Annotated in this window: 14 protein-coding genes; 12 read left to right on the top strand and 2 right to left on the bottom strand. The window is 66.3% G+C overall.

Features of this window, described 5'->3' with window-relative positions:
* Positions 1–9 precede the first annotated feature (9 nt).
* Entirely contained in the window at positions 10–639 is a 630-nt protein-coding gene (locus WCL10_RS03515; protein WP_336894240.1) for a dethiobiotin synthase, read from the bottom strand.
* A gap of 533 nt (positions 640–1,172) precedes the next feature.
* On the opposite strand from WCL10_RS03515, the gene WCL10_RS03510 reads away from it, so the two are divergent.
* The 7 genes from WCL10_RS03510 to WCL10_RS03480 are packed head-to-tail and all read left to right on the top strand — an operon-like array spanning position 1,173 to position 12,003.
* Positions 1,173–2,456, top strand: a complete 1,284-nt coding sequence (locus WCL10_RS03510; protein WP_336894239.1) for a nucleotide sugar dehydrogenase — start codon at positions 1,173–1,175, stop codon at positions 2,454–2,456.
* Between the two features lie 55 nt (positions 2,457–2,511).
* The gene (locus tag WCL10_RS03505) at positions 2,512–5,028 is read left to right on the top strand and encodes a hypothetical protein (RefSeq protein WP_336894238.1); all 2,517 of its coding nucleotides are present in this window, start codon (positions 2,512–2,514) and stop codon (positions 5,026–5,028) included.
* Between the two features lie 35 nt (positions 5,029–5,063).
* Entirely contained in the window at positions 5,064–6,959 is a 1,896-nt protein-coding gene (locus WCL10_RS03500; protein ID WP_336894237.1) for a glycosyltransferase, read from the top strand.
* A gap of 47 nt (positions 6,960–7,006) precedes the next feature.
* Complete coding sequence (locus WCL10_RS03495; protein WP_336894236.1) at positions 7,007–8,047, top strand: NAD-dependent epimerase; 1,041 nt, start codon at positions 7,007–7,009, stop codon at positions 8,045–8,047.
* 31 nt (positions 8,048–8,078) lie between these two features.
* Positions 8,079–10,076 carry a tetratricopeptide repeat protein gene (locus tag WCL10_RS03490; protein ID WP_336894235.1) on the top strand — a complete coding sequence of 666 codons (1,998 nt, stop codon included), beginning with the start codon at positions 8,079–8,081 and terminating at the stop codon, positions 10,074–10,076.
* Positions 10,077–10,093: 17 nt separating this feature from the next.
* Positions 10,094–11,227, top strand: coding sequence for a glycosyltransferase family 4 protein (locus WCL10_RS03485; RefSeq protein ID WP_336894234.1), 1,134 nt, complete (start codon positions 10,094–10,096; stop codon positions 11,225–11,227).
* Positions 11,224–12,003 carry a sulfotransferase gene (locus WCL10_RS03480; RefSeq protein WP_336894233.1) on the top strand — a complete coding sequence of 260 codons (780 nt, stop codon included), beginning with the start codon at positions 11,224–11,226 and terminating at the stop codon, positions 12,001–12,003. The genes WCL10_RS03485 and WCL10_RS03480 overlap by 4 nt, the downstream gene beginning before the upstream one ends.
* On the opposite strand, the gene WCL10_RS03475 is transcribed toward WCL10_RS03480, so the two are convergent.
* Positions 12,000–13,214 carry a hypothetical protein gene (locus WCL10_RS03475; protein ID WP_336894232.1) on the bottom strand — a complete coding sequence of 405 codons (1,215 nt, stop codon included), beginning with the start codon at positions 13,212–13,214 and terminating at the stop codon, positions 12,000–12,002. The two genes, WCL10_RS03480 and WCL10_RS03475, sit on opposite strands and share 4 nt — an antisense overlap.
* Positions 13,215–13,426: 212 nt before the next feature.
* On the opposite strand from WCL10_RS03475, the gene WCL10_RS03470 reads away from it, so the two are divergent.
* The 5 genes from WCL10_RS03470 (at position 13,427) to WCL10_RS03450 (ending at position 18,790) form a co-directional block, all read left to right on the top strand.
* Complete coding sequence (locus tag WCL10_RS03470; protein WP_336894231.1) at positions 13,427–14,533, top strand: polysaccharide biosynthesis/export family protein; 1,107 nt, start codon at positions 13,427–13,429, stop codon at positions 14,531–14,533.
* Positions 14,534–14,561: 28 nt separating this feature from the next.
* The gene (locus WCL10_RS03465; RefSeq protein ID WP_336894230.1) at positions 14,562–15,926 is read left to right on the top strand and encodes a hypothetical protein; all 1,365 of its coding nucleotides are present in this window, start codon (positions 14,562–14,564) and stop codon (positions 15,924–15,926) included.
* 13 nt (positions 15,927–15,939) lie between these two features.
* Positions 15,940–16,650: a hypothetical protein gene (locus WCL10_RS03460; protein WP_336894229.1), complete on the top strand. Its 711-nt coding sequence runs from the start codon at positions 15,940–15,942 to the stop codon at positions 16,648–16,650.
* Positions 16,640–17,827, top strand: coding sequence for a hypothetical protein (locus tag WCL10_RS03455; RefSeq protein ID WP_336894228.1), 1,188 nt, complete (start codon positions 16,640–16,642; stop codon positions 17,825–17,827). Before WCL10_RS03460 ends, WCL10_RS03455 begins: the two co-directional genes overlap by 11 nt.
* Before the next feature lie 66 nt (positions 17,828–17,893).
* Positions 17,894–18,790, top strand: coding sequence for a LysR family transcriptional regulator (locus WCL10_RS03450; protein ID WP_336894227.1), 897 nt, complete (start codon positions 17,894–17,896; stop codon positions 18,788–18,790).
* Positions 18,791–18,803 lie beyond the last annotated feature (13 nt).

Here is an 18,803-nt window from a genome sequence, read left to right as displayed (position 1 = left end):
GTGCGCCGCTCAGGCGAAGTCGTCGATATCGAAGCCGGTGGCGAACGCCTCGGCCAGGGCCGCCGGGGAAAGCTCGCCAAGATCGGGAAGGCGGCCAAGCCTGCGCACCTCACCGCGCTCGGTCAGCGAGGCCTCGAGCGCCTCGTTTGCCGCGCCAACGAAGGCCACGCCGTGGAGCGGAACGCGACGGCTGTGGAGTGCGTCGATCATCAAAAGGCTGTGATCGAAGCTGCCGGGCGCGGTGGGGGCGACCAGCACGGTCAGCAGGCCCCATTCGGCCAGGACATCGGCAAAGACCACCCCGCGCGCGAGCGGCTGGAGCGCGCTGCCGGTGCCTTCGATAACCAGAGGGCGCCGGGTCGGCAGGATAAGCCGGTCGATGTCGATGTCTTCCGCCAGCGCGGTGGTTGTTCCTTCTGCCGGGAGGCGCGCGGCCAGCCGGTAGGTCTCTGGGACGATCTGCGCAGCGGGAAGGTTGGCGAGGCGTGCGACGGTCTCGCTGTCGGTTGCCTCGGCGCCGCCGACGAGGCCCGCCTGCACCGGTTTCCAGTAATGCGCTCCGAGCGCTCCGGCCAGAGCTGCCGAAAACGCCGTTTTGCCAATTCCGCTGCCCGTTCCGGTTACAACAAAAGCGCCCATGTCCGCGCCTCTGCCAAGCCAGGCGGCGGGGCGTCAATATGCTGCGGCATGACGTTTTGTTGCGTCATGAGACATCGGGTGCGCGCAGGATACCGGCGGCACGTCTTGCGGCATGGCCTGCCGGTTCGTCTGCAGGTGGTGCAGTTCTGCAACATATCGTTCAAGGCGCGGAAAATAAAAAGGAAATGGAGTCCCTGTGCAGTCAGCGATCACGGCGTATGCGCCAACCTGCCCTGCATTTCCGATAGGCCGCTAGGGTCCCCAAAGCCCCGGCAGGCTGCGTACTTTGCAACCGACCGCTTTGGGGGTAGGTAGCAAACCTGTTTGAATACTGTCACATAACCAATGCTAATGGGTGGGGCGAAGGGAGTGTGGCACGTAGGGTGCCGCGCTTGAGTTGATGCGGCGATGCCCGTATTGGCCCTTTTCGCGTTCGCATGCGCAGGCCTCAGGCCCGGGCTGTTGAAGCGTTTTCGGGTGAGCGAACGGGACCGCACCTGAAAGACTGAGCTCGTGAGGCAGGTTGTCATTATATGAATTCGATCAGCAAAATCGGTATTGTTGGGCTTGGTTACGTAGGTCTGCCACTCGCTGTCTCGTTCGCCCGCAAGTACGATGTGATCGGGTTCGACGTGAGCGAGGGACGTGTTTCCACGCTGCGTCAGGGCATCGACTACACCAACGAGATCGCGCCTGAAGAGCTGCAGCACTCCAGCCTCGTGATCACCGGCTCGGTCGAGGATCTCAGGGGATGTGGCATACTTATTGTGACTGTGCCGACTCCGGTTGATGACAGTTGCCGCCCCGATTTCTCCAATCTGGTTGATGCTTGCGCAGCGATCGGCAAGGTGATCGCGCCGGGCACGATCATCGTGTTCGAAAGCACCGTCTATCCCGGCGCGACCGAGGAAGTCTGCGCGCCGGTGATCGAGCAGGCCTCGGGCCTCAAGAGCGGCGAGGGCTTCAAGCTCGGCTACAGCCCCGAACGGATCAATCCGGGTGACAAGGCGCATCCGCTGGAAGCCATCGTCAAGGTCGTGGCCGGGCAGGATGCCGCAACCCTCGATACGCTCGCCGAACTCTACGGCTCGATCATCCACGCCGGCATCCACCGCGCGTCCTCGATCCGCGTGGCCGAGGCGGCCAAGGTGATCGAAAACACACAGCGCGACATCAACATCGCGCTGATGAACGAGATCTCCAAGATCTGCGATCTGGTCGGCATCCGCACGAACGAGGTATTGGCGGCGGCAGGCACCAAGTGGAACTTCCTCAAGTTCTACCCCGGCCTTGTCGGCGGGCACTGCATCGGGGTCGATCCCTACTATCTCACCGCCAAGGCCGAACAGCTGGGCTATCACCCCGAAGTGATCCTCTCGGGCCGGCGCATCAACGATGGCATGGGCAGCTATATCGCACAGCGTGCAGTCAAGCTGCTCGCGGTATCGGGCCGACCGCTCAAGGATGCGCGGGTCGGCATTCTCGGGCTGACCTTCAAGGAAAACGTGCCCGATATCCGCAATTCGAAGGTGGAGGACATCTACCGCGAGCTGTGCGAGTTCGGCATTCGTCCTCTTGTCCACGATCCGCTGGCCAATCCGGGCGCCGCTGAACGCGAGTTCGGCATAACCCTCTCCGATTTCGATGCATTCGCCTCTCTCGACGTGCTCATCTATGCGGTATCGCACGATGCCTATGCGGCGCTTGGTGTATCGGCGATTGAAGGGATGGTTGCGGAGGGCGGCATCCTGATCGACGTGAAGTCTGCCGTGCAGCCCGCATCCTTGCGGAGTGACATCCGCTACTGGAGTCTCTAATCGGGATCGTGGATCGCAAAATCCGCGTATTCCTTGGTTTTCAGGACCGCCGCCATTGAGCAAGATTGCGATCACCCCGATTGGAACCTGCCGCATCGCCACGCCGCTGCGGCGCGGCGCCGCGCGCTATCCGATCCATCTCAACCTCGACCGGGTCTACGGCTTCGTCCACACGACGGAGGAGGCGCTGCAGCAACTCGCCTTCATGCAGGGCGAGCGCAGCTTCGGTGAAGAGGTTTTGCCGCTGCTGTTTCGCCCCGGTGAACAGGCCGGTCTGAAGGACAGTGTGTGGCAGCCTTCCGATATCAACTTCATCGAGGTGAGCTCGGCCAAGAGCTACCGAGTGGGCGAAACGGCGGTCCAGTCGAATTATCTGACGCGCTATTTTGCGGATTTCTTCGCCTCGACTCCGCGCGCGCGGCGGTTCTGGGCCCTTGCGAGCGAGGCTGATCGCGCTGCTCGCGCCGAAATGGCCGCATTTCTTAAAGCGGATCCGGTCTACAAACTCTACAGCGAGAGCGATAGGGCGCTTCTGTCCTCAATCTCCATGCGGATGCAGGGGTTTGACGAGATCTTGCAACATATGGGCGAAATGGTGGAGCGACTCGGGGCAGGGCGCGTCGTTTTCGTGACGCATGTCAACGCCTCAGCGCCCGATGGTGCCGTCATCCCATCGCGTGACAAGGTGATCCGCTGGGTCAAGCTCGCGGCCGAACGACTGGGCACGCAGGTTTTCGATCCCACTTCGATGATGCGCGATTTCGGGCAGGAACGCGCGATGGAGCGCCAGGGGCTCGACACCACCCATTACACCAATGTTTTCGCGGACCGCTGGTATACCCACGCGCACCGCGAATATGTCCTGCCGCGTATTCTCGAAGGCGGCCTTGACGCTGACCCGGGCGAGGCCGCCAGTCCTTCGCTCCTGGCTGAAAGCATCGGCGTCGCGATCGAGTACGACGATTTCTTCGACGGCGCGCGCCAGCTTTTTGCCGCGCTCGCCGAGCACCCTGACAACGCTGCGCTGGGTCTTCTTGCTGGGCAGGTCTATGGCCGCATCGGGGACTACAAGGCTGCCGTGCGGATACTCCAGCCTCTGGTCGACAGTCCGGACATGACCGTGCCCGGGCTGATCGCCCTCATGCGCGCCGCCTATGAAAGCGGTGATGCGAAGCAGGCGGTGGAGATCGCCGACCGGCTGCTGACCGACGAGTACGAGACCATCGAGGTGTACGAGATCGCCGGGCTCGCTGCTGAACGGCTCGGCCGCAGCGAGCAAGCCGTGCACTATGGCAAGCTCGCATTCCGGCTCGATTCCGGCCAGCACCGGTTCGCCACCCGCGTGCTCGATTACTATATCGCCTCGGGCGAGAGCGAGCAGCTGCGCAGCTGGCACGCCGAAGTGCGCGATCGGTTGGCGGCCGCGCCAAGCGTGCCGCTGGCGCGGGCCCTCGCCGAATGGGCCGTGGTGCGGCGCGATGAGCCGATGTTCCGCGCAGCAAGCCTGGTCGTCGCGCGCGGCGAACTGCGCAGCATCGTGCGGCTGGTCGAGGAAGCGGTGGCGCAGGGCATGGTCACCGCCGCAGCCGAAACCATTGTCGAGATCGATGCGCTGCCTAATGCCGATGCCAACGTGATGCGCAATTTTCGCAATCTCGCGGCAGACTGGCCGTCTGTTTGCGAGACCATGCTGGCGGAAGGCCGCATCGGCGATGCCTATGCTCTCGCCACCGCGTGCAAGGCGGTGCTGCCCAAAAACAGCGAGGCGCGCCGGATCGAGCGCAACGTCGTGCTGCACTTGCGCGACAAGATCCGCGCCGCGCAGGCCCGCGGCGATCACCAGGCTGTGATTGCAATGGGCGAGGGTGCCGGGCGGATGCTCTACCGCCGCTTCGAGATCGTCGCCGCCTACGCCCGCTCGCTGCTTGCGGCAGAGCGGGGGCTCGAGGCGCTGGCCGTGGCCCGGCAGGGCTGCGCGGCCTTCCCCGATAGCGTCGACCTGCGCGGGCTGACCGCGCTTATCGCTGCGAGCATCGGTGAAATCACGTTGGCGCTCAAGCTCTATGGGGAGCTGCGGGCCGATCCCGATCCGGCGGCGCTGCGCTACCGCGAAAGAGCCGAGCGGTTCTTCGAGCGCGTCGGCCGCAACGGGGTCAAGACTGTGCGCACGCTTGTCGCGGCCGGCGATTTCGAGCAGGCGGTCGAGCTGTGCGGGCTGCTCGAGCAGCAGACTGCCGCGCGCGAGCGCATTTCGGTCGAACTGGTCAAGCTTCGCCGCGTGTTGCGCAATCGCCTGCGCGAACTCGACGAGGAAGAGGATACCGGCAGCGAGCCGATGCGGATCCTGAAGGTCATGCTCGCGGTCATGCCCGAGGATCCCGGTACGCTGCGCCGCATCGCGATCGAGGCGATGAAAATCCAGGATTTCGAGAGCGCGCTCGACTACTGGCGCGAGCTTGACCGGGTCTCGCCCGGCCTTGAAAGCACGGCCCACAACATCAATCGGTGCCAGATCCATGCCCAGCGCCAGGCCGCTCGGCGGGGCCGCGTGCGCCCCGCGCTTGCCGCATGAGCTGGCCGCGTGACAAGAGGCCCTAGGGGAGCGCCATGGCTTACGTCCAAGTAAAGGGAATCGAGGCAGCACCGGAGGAGAGCGAGGTCGGCAATGCGGCCGCGCTTCGTCTGGCCGCCGCTGTCGCGCCGACCCTTGTCCTTCCCACGCTCACTTCTGAAACCGCGCCTGCCGATCTATCGATCAACGACGCACCGGAGCACTTTGCCCGCGCGCTCAACCTCATCGCGGCGCGCGATTTCAAGGCCGCTGCGGCTGAGCTCGACCCCGTGTTCCTTCCGGCAGGGTCGGACATCGCCTTTCAGATTGCATGGGCTGAAGCGCTGATCGACGCGCGCGCGCCCGAGCTTTCGGACCAAGTGTTCGAGCGCCTCCTGGCCGCCTATCCCGGCAACCGCGAGATCCATGTCGCCTATGCCAAGCGCCTCCATGTGCGCGGCCTCTTGCTGCGGGCCCATGCGGTGCTCCATGCCGTGGCCGATACCCTGCCGCAAGACAGCCGCTCGCTGCAGCTTTATCGGCGGCTGGTCCGGCTCATGGCCATCTTCAAGGCGGCCGACGGCGGTCCGCTGGACGAGGACGAGGATGCGCGGATGCGTGCTCTACGCCTCGCCATCGCCGCCTTCGAGAACCGCCCGGTTCGTGATCTGCCAAAGGACCGGCTGGGCCGCATCTCGCTGATCACCGGCAGCCTTGGCCCCGGCGGCGCCGAGCGCCAGCTCACCCGCACTGCGGCCGAGCTTGAAAAGCGGCGCCGCGCGACGGGCAAGGTGGGCGATTTTGCGATCGACCGTCCGGTCGAGGTGGTGGTCCGTTCGCACCAGCCCAATGGCCAGCACGATTTCTTCCTTGAGGATCTGCGCAGCGCAGAAGTTGACCTGTTCGAGATCAACACAATGCCGCAGGCGCGGGTGACCGAGCTCGGTGTCGATGACAAGACGCTGCTCGCGCTGCTCGATTTCCTGCCGCCTAAGGTCAATTTCGGCACGCGGCGTCTGGTGCAGCATTTCCGCCAGTCGCAGCCCGATGTGGTCTCGATCTGGCAGGATGGCGCCTGCCTGTTCGCCGGGCTCGCTGCGGTCCTCGCCGGGGTGCCGCGCATCCAGCTTGTTATCCGCGGGCTGCCGCCGGTCATTCGCCGCCACATGTTCCAGCCCGAATACGAGGTCATGTACCGCGCGCTTGCCGCTGTGCCCGGGGTGGAGTTCATCAGCAACAGCAAGGCTGCGGCCCGCGCCTATGCCGAATGGCTCGATCTTCCGCTCGAACGGTTCGCCATTGTCTACAACGGCGTGCAGCGCATGGCCTCGGCCAGCAGCGAGGATCTCGATACGCAGTGGCAGGATTTTCTCGCCGCGACGCCTGATGCCGATCACACTGTGGGCGGGGTGTTCCGCTTCGATACGGACAAGCGCCCGCTGCTGTGGATCCGTTTCGCCGCGCGATACGCCAAGGCGCATCCCAAGGCGCGCTTCCTGCTCGTGGGAGGCGGGCGCCTGCTCGACGATGCCATTGCGCTCGCTGAATCGCTGGGGGTGCGCGATCGCATTCTGTTCGTCGGCCGGTCGACCGAAGTGGGCTACTGGATGAAGCACATGGACGTGCTCGTGCTCATGTCCAGCTTCGAGGGCCTACCCAACGTGTTGATCGAGGCGCAGTTCCTCGGCGTGCCGGTGGTCTCGACTCCAGCGGGCGGCGCCGCCGAATGCTTTATCGAGGGCGTGACGGGCCATATCCTGGGCTCGGCCGACAAGACCGATCTCGACGAGGCCTGCACCAAGGTCCGCGCGCTGGTTGGCCGGGCGCACGATCCGGAGATTTTCGAGCCGGCAACGCGCGATTTCCTCGATGCCAAGTTTTCGGTGCCGCGCATGCTCGAGAATTTCGTTTCGACCAGTTGCGGGATTTTCACCGAATCCGCTGCAAGCTGAAAAGGGCCGCGCGCCGCGCGACCTGCGATCCTGGGTGGAGATAGACAGTGGCAATCCTCGTAACCGGCAACGCCGGCTTCATCGGCTTTCACACGGCCAAGACCTTGCTGGAACGCGGCGACGACGTGGTCGGGCTCGATGTCGTCAATGACTACTACGACCCCGCGATCAAGGAGGCGCGCCTCGCCATCCTTGAAGAAACCGCGCGCAAGACCAACGCGAAATACACCTTCGTGCGCGCCAATCTTGCCGACCGTGCCGCGGTGGAGCGCACCTTTGGCGAGAACGATATCCGCCGGGTGATCAATCTCGCCGCACAGGCCGGGGTGCGCTACTCGATCGAAAATCCGCACGCCTACGTTGAAAGCAACATCATCGGCTTCACCAACATCCTCGAAGCCTGCCGCCACGGCGGGGTCGAGCATCTGGTCTATGCCTCGACCAGCAGCGTTTATGGCGCCAACCAGGCCATGCCCTTCAGCGAGCATGTCGGCGTCGATCATCCGCTGCAGTTCTATGCCGCGACGAAGAAGGCCAACGAGCTGATGGCGCACAGCTACAGCCATCTCTACCGTCTGCCGACCACGGGCCTCAGGTTCTTCACGGTCTATGGCCCCTGGGGCCGACCCGACATGGCGCTGTTCCTGTTTGCCCGGAACATCATCGCGGGCAAGCCCATCGACGTGTTCAATTATGGCAACCACACGCGCGACTTCACTTATGTGAGTGACATCGTCGAAGGCGTGATCCGCGCCTGCGACAATCCCGCGCAGCCCAACCCGGCCTGGGATGCGATGAAGCCCGATCCTGCCACGAGCAATGCGCCCTACCGGATCTACAACATCGGCAACAACAGCCCGGTCAAGCTCACTGAATACATCGAGGCCCTCGAAGAGGCGCTTGGCAAGAAGGCGCAGCGCAATCTGCTGCCGCTGCAAGCGGGCGACGTGCCCGATACCTTTGCCGACGTTTCCGACCTCGAGCGTGAACTGGGTTACAAGCCCGCGACGACGGTCAAACAGGGTGTCGCGAACTTCGTGAAGTGGTATCTGGGTTACATGCAAGCGGGCAGCGCGGACGCGGGTTGACCGGCGCGCCGTTCCGCGAAGGGCCGATCCGATGACTGCTGCGCTATCCTCCCCTCTTGGCACCCAGGACGCCGCCGATCCCTTTGTCGAGGCCCGTGCGCGCATTCGCGATTCCGCATGGGCAGAAGGTATCGCCTTGGCGGAGGCTGCCCGCGCCGCAGGGGGCGAGCCCGATGCCGCGACGCGGCTGCTGCTGGCGCTGGCCGGTCTGCGCAGCGGCACCCTCGGCGCAGAAGCGATCGATGCCGATCTGCTCCGCGCGGCAGACGGACGGCGTGATCTGCGCCGCCTCGCGATCTCGCCCCTGCTGCGCGGCGGCAACCACGAGGTGGCCGGCATTCTGCTCGACCGACTGGTTGAGGCGGGGCTGGCCAAAGCCGAGGACCACGCCCAGCGCGGCAGCGTTCGTGCGCGCCAGCGGCGGTGGGATGATGCGATTGCGGATGCCGATCGCGCCTCCGAACTCGCTGAGTTGGGCGACGACGAACTCGCCATGGTCAGCCGCATCCAGTACCGCCTGCAGGGCGGACGCAAGGCGGAAGCGCTGGCGCTCGTCCGCACGCTCGGCCCGGAACTGCCGATCGAGGAACGGTTGCTTGCGATCATGCTCGCGGTCTTGCTGCGCGCCGAGGCCATGGAGGAGGCGGCCGACCTCGCCGCACGGATCGGGCCAGAAACCCTCATTGGCAGCAGCCTCGCCGGCTATGTCGTGCAGGCCCTCTCGCGTGCCGGGCGGCATCAGGCGGCCATTGCGGCGGGCGAGCGGATCCTTCACCACGGGCTTGACGGCGCGATGCTGCGTTCGCATCTCGGGCAGGCATGGGTCGCGGGAGGCCCCTTGGCGGAGCGCACCGACCGCGCCGCCGAACACTTCACCGCCGGGCTGGTCATGGCGCCGGACGATATCCAGATGAACGCGGCGCTGGGCGATCTGCTGCTGCGCGCGGGGCGCGTCGATGCGGCGCTGCCCTATCTCGCCAAGACGTGCGAACTTCAGCCGAAGCTCGCGCAGGTCCGCGCACTCTATGCCCGCGCGCTCAAGCAGGCAGGCCGGCTGGAGGAAGCGGCGCAATCATTCCGCCAGCTGCTCAAGCTGGTGCCGGGCGATGGCGGGCGCTGGCAGCGGTTTGCGGCCGGCGCGTTGGCGCAGGCCGGGCACCGCGAGGAAGCGGCCGAACTGTTCGATGCCTATGTCGCCAAGCGCCGCGCTGCGCTGCCGGCCACGTTCGATGAAGGCCTGAACGCGCTCTGGGACCGGCTTGATGAGGCGAAGATACCTGAAGGGAGGCTCGACTGGGCGTGGAGCCTGCGCGATCCCGCCTCGACACTCGATCGCGCCGAGTGGGAGCGGCGCGCCAAGTGGGGCCACCTTGCCGACCACTACCTGCTCGACTGGCTCGAATGCCGCGATGATCAGGTGCACGAGGCGATGCTGCACTTCGCCGACGAGTTCGATTACCTTGAGGAATTCAACGCCAAGATGCGCGCCATGGCCCCTGGCAAGGGCGCGATCTATGCCTCGGCGCATATCGGTGCGATGTATTTCGGCCCGCTTTCGCTTGAACTCGTGGGGGAGCGCTCGCGCTGGCTCGCCTCCACCCCCAGCGTGGCGCGCACCTCCTATGCCGAATCGCTGATTTCGACGAGCGACCAGACCGACACGCAGGTCGCTCGGGCCTTCATGCGGGCCTTGGGGCAGGACAGCATCGTCGTCGTCGTGGTCGACGGGGCGATCAACCTTGCCGCGCCGCGCATTTCCTTCGAAGGGCGCGAGGTGACCTATTCGCAGTTCGCCTCCCGCACCGCCTGGCGCATGGGCGCGCCTTCGGCCTTCGTCGCGCCGGTCTGGCGGCCGGACAACCGGCTCGGCTTCGTGCTGGAAGCCATGCCCATGCCCGAAGAAGGCGAGAGCGCCAACGACTATGCCAATCGCTGGCAGGCCGTCTATTTCGGCCATCTGCGCCGGTTCCTCTCGGGCGAGCCGCAAAACTTGCGGCTGTCGGGCGGGATCTGGCGGTTGATTCGCTGAGCGCGGGGCAGAGACGCTTGCGCATCTTCGTGCTGACGCGCTCCTATCCGAGCGCGGACGATCTCTACCAGTATCCCTTCGTCCACCGCCGTGTGCTCGCCTATCGCGCGCTGGGGCACGAGGTGGCGGTATTCCGCTTCGATCCCGCCAGGCCTGGGGGCGAGCACGTGTTCGAAGGCGTGACCTGCGAGACGGGCGATGTGGCCGCGCTGGGCCGCGCCCTGACCCGGTTCCGCCCGGACGTTGCGGCGTTTCATGGTCCCAGCGAAACGCTGTGGCAGGCCTTCGCGGCGATCGATCCGGCGCTGCCTGTCTGCGCATGGTTGCATGGTTCGGAAATTCCGGGCTTCCTGCGCGCCAAGGCTGGCTGGGTGCCTGATCCGGCGGAGCGGGCCCGACAGTTCGGTCTGCTAGAGAAGCGCATCGCGTTCTGGCGAGAGGTTCTCGGCGCCTGGCCGGCGAATCTCAGGCTTGCCTTCGTCTCGCGCGATGCGCGCGAGCTGATGCGCGGCGACCTTGGCGGCTTGCTGCAGGACGCGCGGACGGCGATCCTTTACAATCCCATCGATACCGCTCTTTTCGCGGCGTACCCGAAGCAGCCCTGCGATCGCTTTGCCGTACTCTCGATCCGCCCACACGACAGTCATTCCTATGGCAATGATCTGGCCGTTGCCGCGGTTCTGGCGCTGCGCGACAAGCCGTGGTTTGACCGGATGCGGTTCACTTTCGTGGGCGACGGGCCGCTGTTCGAGGAGACGCTGGCGCCGCTCCGCCTGCTCGCCAATGTCACCATCCAGCGCGGTTTCCTGCGGCAGGAGGAGATCGCCCGGCTGCACCGCGAGCACGGTGTATTCCTCGTGCCGACGCGGCTCGACACGCAAGGCGTCTCGCGCGACGAGGCCATGGCCTCTGCGCTCGTCCCTGTAACCAACGCGGTCTATGCCGTGCCGGAATTTGTCGACACGGCCTGTGCGGGGCTGGTGGGGCCGGACGATGCGGCCGGGCTCGCGCGCGAGATCGCGGCCATGGTGGAGGACCCGGCGCTGTTCCTCTCCCGGTCTGCCGCGGCCGCCGCGCGGGTGCGCGCGCAGTCGGGCCACGAGGTCATCATCCCCCGCGAACTGGCTTGGATGGCGGAGGCGGTTGCATGAGCGCCGCCGAAGCCGACCTCCCGCGCCCCGATTTCCTCATTGCCGCGCTCGGCCGGTCAGGCAGCACGATGATCTCCAACTGGCTGACCCGGCCTCCGGGCGAGATCGTGCTGATCGAGCCGTTCCTTTTCGCTGCGGCCAATCCGGCCATGCTGCACCGCCAGTTTGACCACCTCGGCCTTGCGGCAAGCGCGGAGGAATGGGCGACGACCGATGCCGATTGGCAAGCGCGCCTGCGCCGGCTGTTCGCCCCGCGTCTGGCAGGGCGGCGTTGGGCGGTGAAGGAAGTGCTGGGGGAGGAGCACCGCAAGGTGCTCGCCGCCTTTGGCCCGCTCCCGGTGGTGATCACAGTGCGCGATATAGATGCGATTGCCGCCAGCTTCCTTGAAAAGCACCGCCTGCAGAACAATCGCCACCGCTTCGACGAGCAGTGGGTTGCAGACTACTGCCGGCGCGAGACGGGACTGATCATGGCGCTCCACGCCAAGCTCATCGCCGAGGGCACCCCTGCCCTGGTGGTGCGCTACGAGGACTTTGTCGCCTCCCCCGCGCAGCGCGAAGCACTTGCCCGCTTTGTCGGCTGGCCGGGCGAAGGCGACGTGACGCGCCATATGGATCACCTCGGCCGCGCCTTTGAAGCCGAGCGCCACGGCGGCGGGGTCGGCGCGGGCGCGCCGGACCTTGCCGCGCGCGGGCTGGAGTCTGAAGAGCTTGAGCTCGTCGCGGAGATTACCGCCGCATGCGCCGCCTATCGCGCCGCCTTCGGCTACGCCTAGCGTGCGATCAGCACCCGCGCGCTCGCCGGCGCCAGCGCTAGCTCGCCGCTCACCGGCTGTCCGCCCGCGTCAGTCCACTCGCCTGCGGGCAAATCATACCGCAGGCCAGCTTTCGACGAGGGATTCACCACCACGAGGCCGCGTTCATATTTGCGCGCCCAACCGCCACCTTCGATGGCAAAGGGCTCGCCGCTCGGTTTGCCGACCGGCGGATTGAGTGCGGCGGGATAGCTGATCACCCCCTTGCCATCGCCGTCGTGGATCACGGAGAGATAGCTCCGGCTTCCGCGCATGAGGAGGAAATTGCCCACGATCCACTGCGCTTCGTCCGCGTCCAGCGCGGCGGGGCTGGCGCAGCTCTTGTCGCTGTCGATCCACGGCATGCGCTCGGCCGCCCAGCGTGACAGCTTGAACTTGGTGTTCCAGTAGTCGTCGGTCACGCGGTTCTGGCAATTGCGAGTGAACGCCGCTTCCTCAAGCCATACGTCGCCCAGCGCGACGAGGCGCTGCGTCTGTTCGGGCGAGACGAAATTGACCTTGGCGTTTAGCGCCAGCATCCCGCCGCGCGCATGGATCTCGCGTGATAGCCAGCCGAGATAATCGAACACCGCTTCGGTATACTTCGGGTCCTGCTTCTCGCCCGAATAGAGCTGCACCCACTGGCCATCGCGCCACACGCCGCAGCGGTTCGAATCGTTGTTGAGGCTGACATTGTCGAGCGCGATCACCCGGCGGCCTTCCGCGATGGCAGGGGCGATGTGCTCGTTGATCACATAGTCGCGCACCGCCGGACTGGTCACATCGAGCGGGGTGTTGAAACCCCAGTCGTAGACGAAGATCGGCGCGGGCGAGGTCTTGTCGCACTTGTAGACCGCCCAGTCCGGATGGTTGGCCTTGTACCAGTCCATCGTGTGGGTTTTGTCGAGATCGCGGTCCATGGGGTAGTAGAAGCTGCCGCGCGTAGCCCGGTCGCCGCGCCCGCGCGGGCCCCAGCCGCTCCAGATGAAGCCTACCTCGCTGCCCGTCTGGCTGAGATCAAGCGGACGATTGTCGGTGATCTGCGCGAAAGTGACCTGATCCTCAGCTGCGGGGCCGAGCCCGCCGCCGGTCTGCGCGGCAAGCTGGCTCGATGCCATGCAGGCCGGCAGAACAAGCAAGGCGCTGAGCAGCGCGGCACGCAGCGGGGTAAAGAGCGAGAGCAGACGGGCCATGGACGCGCTCCTGGGGCGGATTGGTTCGGGATGCAGCCACCCTTAGCCTTGCGGTTATGGCACCACGATGAATGCCGCGTGACATTCCGGCAAGGCAGCCGCCTCGGCCATTGCAGGGGTCTTGCGGTATTGCCTATAGGGGAACGCGCGGCGCCGTGTCGAAACGGCACGCTTGGCCCTCGCGGGTAGGGGCCGCCTCGGGAAGGACACCAGTGCGTTTCATCCGGCCAGATCGTTCCACCGCCGCCGTCGCCCTCGCCGCTGGGCTCAGTCTGGCGCTGTCGGGCTGCATGCTGCCGCGCAGCGGTCCCTCTGCGGCCGAATTTGCCCGTTCGGCTGATTCTGGCGCGATCCGCCTCGTCGAGGCGACCGCGCAGGACGCCGCCACCAGTCGATTGGCCGATCCCGGCGTGGGTTTCACGCCCGAATGGCAAGCGCTTGCGCCGTTCAACACCGATCTGATCGGCGTGGGCGATACGCTCGACGTGACGATTTTCGAGCGCGATGGGCTCGGCATGTTCCCTGCCGGGCCCGATGGTGCCTCGCGCCTTGCCGGCCTGCCGGTCGAGGCGGGCGGCGCAGTGCAAGTGCCTTATGTCGGCAGCGTCGCAGTTGCCGGTCTGACGCCGGCCGAAGCGCGGGCCGCGCTGCTGCGCCGGTTGCGGCGCGTGGTGCTGAGCTCGGATGTTACCGTGGCGATCTCGGGCCGGCACAGCCTGCTCGTCTCGGTGCAAGGCGATGTGACGAAGCCCGGCATGGTCCCGCTTGGCCCCGAAACGCGGCGGCTTACCTCGCTGCTCAGCCAGGCCGCGCCCACGCCGGCCAATCTCGAGCAAGCGGTCGTCACCGTGCGACGCGGCGTGAAGTCCACCTCGCTGCGCCTCTCCGAGGTCTTCGAGCAGCCCGCGCAGGATATCGCGCTACGTCCCGGCGATGTCGTCATCGTGCGCAATGTCGTTTCGTCGGTCAGCGTGCTCGGCGCGGCGGGGCTGCAGGGCCGGGTGCGGATCACCAAGCGGACCTACAGCCTGATCGACGCGGTGGCCGATTCGCGCGGGCTCAACGACGATGCGGCCAGCCCCGGCGCCGTCTACCTCATGCGGCTGAGCAATCCCGACGAGCTCACCGCCACAGCGCCCACGGTCTACCATTTCGACTTCCGCGATCCGGCGCAGATCGCGGTCGCGGCCCGCTTTGTGGTGCACGATGGCGATGCCGTGCTCATTGCCAATGCGCCCTTCACGCAGGCGAGCAAGGTGCTGAGCGCGTTCAGCGGCGTGCTCAACACTGCGCGGTCGGCGGCGCAGATCGCCCCATGAGCGATCACGGAATCGGCAGACTGCGGGCGTGAGCAGCAACGAGGAACGCATTGCCCGTTGGCGGGCGCGGCGCGAGGCCGAGGCGGCCGCGCGCGAAGCGCATGGCGATCTGCCGCCCTCGCTGGCCGTGATCGCGGCGAGCGCGCAAACGCTCGCCACCGCCGCGCCCGAGGATACCGGCGCGCTGCTTTCCGCGCTCGTCACCGGTCTGCGCGGCCTGCCCAGCCAGAGCAACGCCGATCGCCGCGCAATCTACGATGCGCTGGCCCAGGGGCTTGAGCGTGGCGGCGAAACCGCCGGGATCAATCCCGAACTCGCCGAATTGCGCCGACGCCAACTGCGCGTGATGGTGCGCATGGTCGAAACCGATTTGCGCGAAGGCGTAGACGTGCGTGCGCCTGGCTATCGCCCCGCCGCGATCGAAGAGGCGATGCATCCGCTCACCACGAGCTACCAGCGCCTGCTGCAACGGCGCGAGGCGCAGGAAACGCAGGCTGCAAGGCGGCAGGCGGTGCTCGCGGACGAGGCCTATTCCGTCGCGCTCGAGCCCGAGGACGAAGGCGATATTGCGCTGCTGCGCGCTTCGCTCGACCGGATCGATGCGACCCGCGGGCCCCGGCGCCGCGCCGAGGAAGGCGCTGGCCCGCGCGCCATCGCGGCGCTGCTGCGCTACGAGGTGCGGCTGCTCATGGGCGAAAGCCGCGTTGCACTTGCCTGGACGCTGCTCGGCCCGGCAGCTCTGCTCACGCTGATTTCGCTGCTCTATCTCGTCGTCGGCACGCACCATATCCTCGATATGGACGTGCAGACCTTTGCAATGCTGGGCGCGACGACCTGGATCATGTTCCGCCAGATCATCTTCCGCACCAGCACGGCGTTCTATGCGCAGCGCGCGCTGCTCAATCTCAGGCCGTTCACCGCGACCACGATCGGCCTGACCCAGGGGATGATCCATTTCCTCACCTATATCGGGGTCTTCGCGGTCCTGATCACCGGCGGCTGGATCACAGGCTTCTTCTCCACCCCGGCGCACGTGCTCCAGCCCGCGGCGTGGATCAGCGCGATGGCTGCCGCGGCGGCCGCATTGGGGGTGATTTTCGGTTCGATCGCAGTGATCTGGCCCTATTTCCTGCGCTTTGCCCCGGTGATCGAGCGCGGGTTGCAGCTCTTTTCCGGGGTGTTCTTCGTCTCGGAACAGCTGCCCGACCAATACCGGCCCTACCTGCTGTGGTGCCCGTTCGCCCACGCGCTGCAGAAGCTGCGCTCGTCCTACTTCGAAAGCTATGTCTCGCTCGATGCTGACGGCGAGTATTTCCTTGTCTGGCTCGGTGTGCTCGTGCTGGTCGCTGCGGTGATGCAGCGCGCGGTGCGTGCGCGCAGTCAGCCGATGTGAGGGGCGGGCAGCGATGATCGACCTCTATGACGTGAGCGACGCACCCCGGCTCTTCGGCGAGTATGTGCCGCTGCTCGAGCACGAGGATTTCCACCTGCCGCCCGGCCGCTACGCGCTGATGTCGCAGACCCCGGAATGGCACCGCCCGCTGATCGACGTGCTGGCAGGCGTACGCCGCCCCGGCGGCGGCCGTGTTGCTCATGGCGGCTCGGTATCCTGGCCGCTCGGTCGCCAGGGCTTCGTGCGCGGCAAGGGCACCGGGCTCGATGTGATCAACCTCGTTTCCGCAGTCCACGATGTCGATCCGGAGACCACTGCCGACTTGGTGACCATGCTGGTCTCGCGGCCCGATCTCATCGAGCGCCCACTCGAGCACTGGCCGCAGTTCGCGCGGATCGAATTTACTTTCGCGCTCGGGCTCGTGCCCGATTTCGATATCTATGTGATCGACGGTTCGATGCCGTCCGAACCCTCGCGCTTCACCCGGTTGTGGCAGGCGCTGTTCGAGGAACGGCTGGTCGGCAAAACGCTGATCCTCTCGTCTTTCCGGCAGAAGCAATTGCTGGATTACTGCGCAAGGGCGCTGGTCTATGAAGGCCGGCGGTTTGCGGTGAACGATGATCTGGAAGCGTGCATCGAGCGCTTCCCGGTGCGCCCTTCGCGCGAGGATTCGACTGGCAGCGGGGCCACACCTGCCGAAGATGGAGGCGATCTTGGTTTCTGAGCAGTCCGCAAGCTATCCCGGCCAGGACGGCGGGGGCGAGCCGACCGGCTCGCGCGCGCTCGCCGTCGCGCGCGATCTGCGCGCCGCCAGCCGCCGCGCCCGCCGCATTCGCGAGGCGATCTATCTGGCTGTGATCGCGGCGACGGTGGGGGCCGCGCTGCTGCTCGGTCTCTTCATCATCGCCCCGCGCTACGAGGCCGAGGCCCGTTTTGCCGTGCGCGGATCGAGCCCGGCAGGGCCCGCCACTGGTGGCACCGGACTGCTGACGACGGGCGCCAATGCCATGGGTACGGGCTTCGTCGACGGCTTTGCCGTCAATGACTTTCTCAAGTCGCGCGATTGCATGCTGCAGCTCGCAACGCGGGTCGATCTGCCCCGGCTGCTGTCATCAAGCGGCGAGCCCGGCGGTGCTTCCTCGCAGGAAGCCCTCTACAAGGCCTATTCCGGCGCCGTGACCGTGCGCTTCAATCTCGTCGAGCAGGAGAACGTGATCGACGTCGCCGCTTTCACGCCCGACGGTTCGCGCAGGATTGCCGAGGCGTTGGTCGTGCTGGCGGAGGAATTCGTCCAGAAAATGGATGCGCAGGGCGTGCAGAACACGCTCGATGTCGAGACAGCGCGGCTCCGTTCGGCCGAAAACCAGGCGGTTGAGGCGGCCAATGCGGTGGCTTCGTGGCGCGCTGCCAACCGCAACGTCGATCCGGAGGCGGAATCGACCATGGTGCTCCAGATGATCGGCCAGATCGAGAACGAGCTCAGCGCCGCCAAGATCAGCTATGCCAAGGTGCGCGCTTTCGGCAATCCCGACCATCCCATGCTCGCCCCGGCGCGCATGCAGGTCGAGGCGCTCGAAGGCCAGCTGGCGGCCGCGCGGGAGCGGCTGGCAGGGGGCTCGAATTCGCAGGCCAATCACCTGCGGACTTTCACCCAGCTCAAGAACGCGCAGACCTTTGCCGACACCAACCTCGCCGCGACCCGCGACGCCTATCAGCAGGCACTGCGCGAGACGAGCCGCCTGCGCCGCTACCTCACCGTAATCGCGCGGCCCGTGGCGGAGGACCTTCCAAGCTCGCCCAATCTCGGCATGCTCGCGCTCGAAGGGTTGCTGGTGGGCCTGCTGCTCGCGTTCCTGCTCTCGCTGGTGCTCGGCTCGGTACGCGCCGCCCGTCCCTACTGACCGCGCGCCGCTGGACCGCGGGGCCGGTGCGGTGATAGGCTCCGCCTTTCATCACCGGGGCCTGTCATGCAGCTGCGCCACTTGCGCTATTTCGTCACGCTCGCGCGCGAGCGTCATTTCGCCAAGGCTGCGGCCGCCAGCGGCATTTCGCAGCCGACGCTCTCGGCGGGGCTCGGCGCGCTCGAGGCCGAATTCGGCCGCCGCCTCGTCGAGCGTGACCGGCGCTTCATCGGCCTGACCCCGCACGGGGAGGCGATGCTCCCCTGGGCCGAGCAGATCCTCGGCGCGGTCAGCGGCATGGCGAGCGCGGTGGCCGCAACCGCCGAACCGCTCAGGGGCGAGTTCGGCCTCGCCGCGATCCCTGCCGCCTTGCCGCTGGTCGGCCTGTTCGGCGAAGTCCTTCTCGCACAGAACCCGGGCATCACGCTCGCCGTGCGCTCGGCCACCTCGCGTGCGATCGAACACGGGCTCCATGCCTTCGAAGTCGATGGCGGGCTGACCTACCTCGATCACGAGCCGCCCGCCAATGTCCTCGCCGTGCCGCTTTATGCGGAGCGCTACGTGTTCCTGGCGGCGCGCGGCACGGGGTTCGATGATCATGCCGCGATCGGGTGGGACGAGGCCTGCTCCGTGGACTTGTGCCTGCTCCACCAAGGCATGCAATACCGCCGCATCCTCGACGAACGCCTTGCCGCACGCGGTCTTGCTGTTTCGCCCCGCGCGACGGCGGACAGCCACTTCGCGCTCTTCGCCATGGTCCATTCGGGGGCTTTCGCCACGATCGTGCCCGATGGCTATGCGCGTCTCATGGCCGGGGTCGAATGGGCCCGCTTCGTGCCGTTCGACGAGGCGGAGGATGCGCGGCGGGTCGGGCTCGTCGTGGTCAACCGCGATCCGATGGGGCCGATGGCCCGCGCCGCATTGGCGGCGGCGCGCGTGCTGGAGTTGCGCCCAGCAGCTTGATAGCTTTTCTCTA

Origin of the sequence: Novosphingobium sp., from assembly GCF_037133355.1 — a bacterium.
Taxonomy (GTDB): Bacteria; Pseudomonadota; Alphaproteobacteria; order Sphingomonadales; family Sphingomonadaceae; genus Novosphingobium.
The sequence above is the reverse complement of the archived record's forward strand: the minus strand, read 5'-3'. Positions and strand labels throughout refer to the sequence as shown.

What these genes read in the sequence shown, in the direction of transcription:
- WCL10_RS03515 (WP_336894240.1), bottom strand. Translation starts at nt 639, where the DNA reads ATGGGCGCTTTTGTTGTAACCGGAACGGGCAGCGGAATTGGCAAAACG.
- WCL10_RS03510 (WP_336894239.1), top strand. Translation starts at nt 1,173, where the DNA reads ATGAATTCGATCAGCAAAATCGGTATTGTTGGGCTTGGTTACGTAGGT.
- WCL10_RS03500 (WP_336894237.1), top strand. Translation starts at nt 5,064, where the DNA reads ATGGCTTACGTCCAAGTAAAGGGAATCGAGGCAGCACCGGAGGAGAGC.
- WCL10_RS03490 (WP_336894235.1), top strand. Translation starts at nt 8,079, where the DNA reads ATGACTGCTGCGCTATCCTCCCCTCTTGGCACCCAGGACGCCGCCGAT.
- WCL10_RS03480 (WP_336894233.1), top strand. Translation starts at nt 11,224, where the DNA reads ATGAGCGCCGCCGAAGCCGACCTCCCGCGCCCCGATTTCCTCATTGCC.
- WCL10_RS03475 (WP_336894232.1), bottom strand. Translation starts at nt 13,214, where the DNA reads ATGGCCCGTCTGCTCTCGCTCTTTACCCCGCTGCGTGCCGCGCTGCTC.
- WCL10_RS03460 (WP_336894229.1), top strand. Translation starts at nt 15,940, where the DNA reads ATGATCGACCTCTATGACGTGAGCGACGCACCCCGGCTCTTCGGCGAG.
- WCL10_RS03450 (WP_336894227.1), top strand. Translation starts at nt 17,894, where the DNA reads ATGCAGCTGCGCCACTTGCGCTATTTCGTCACGCTCGCGCGCGAGCGT.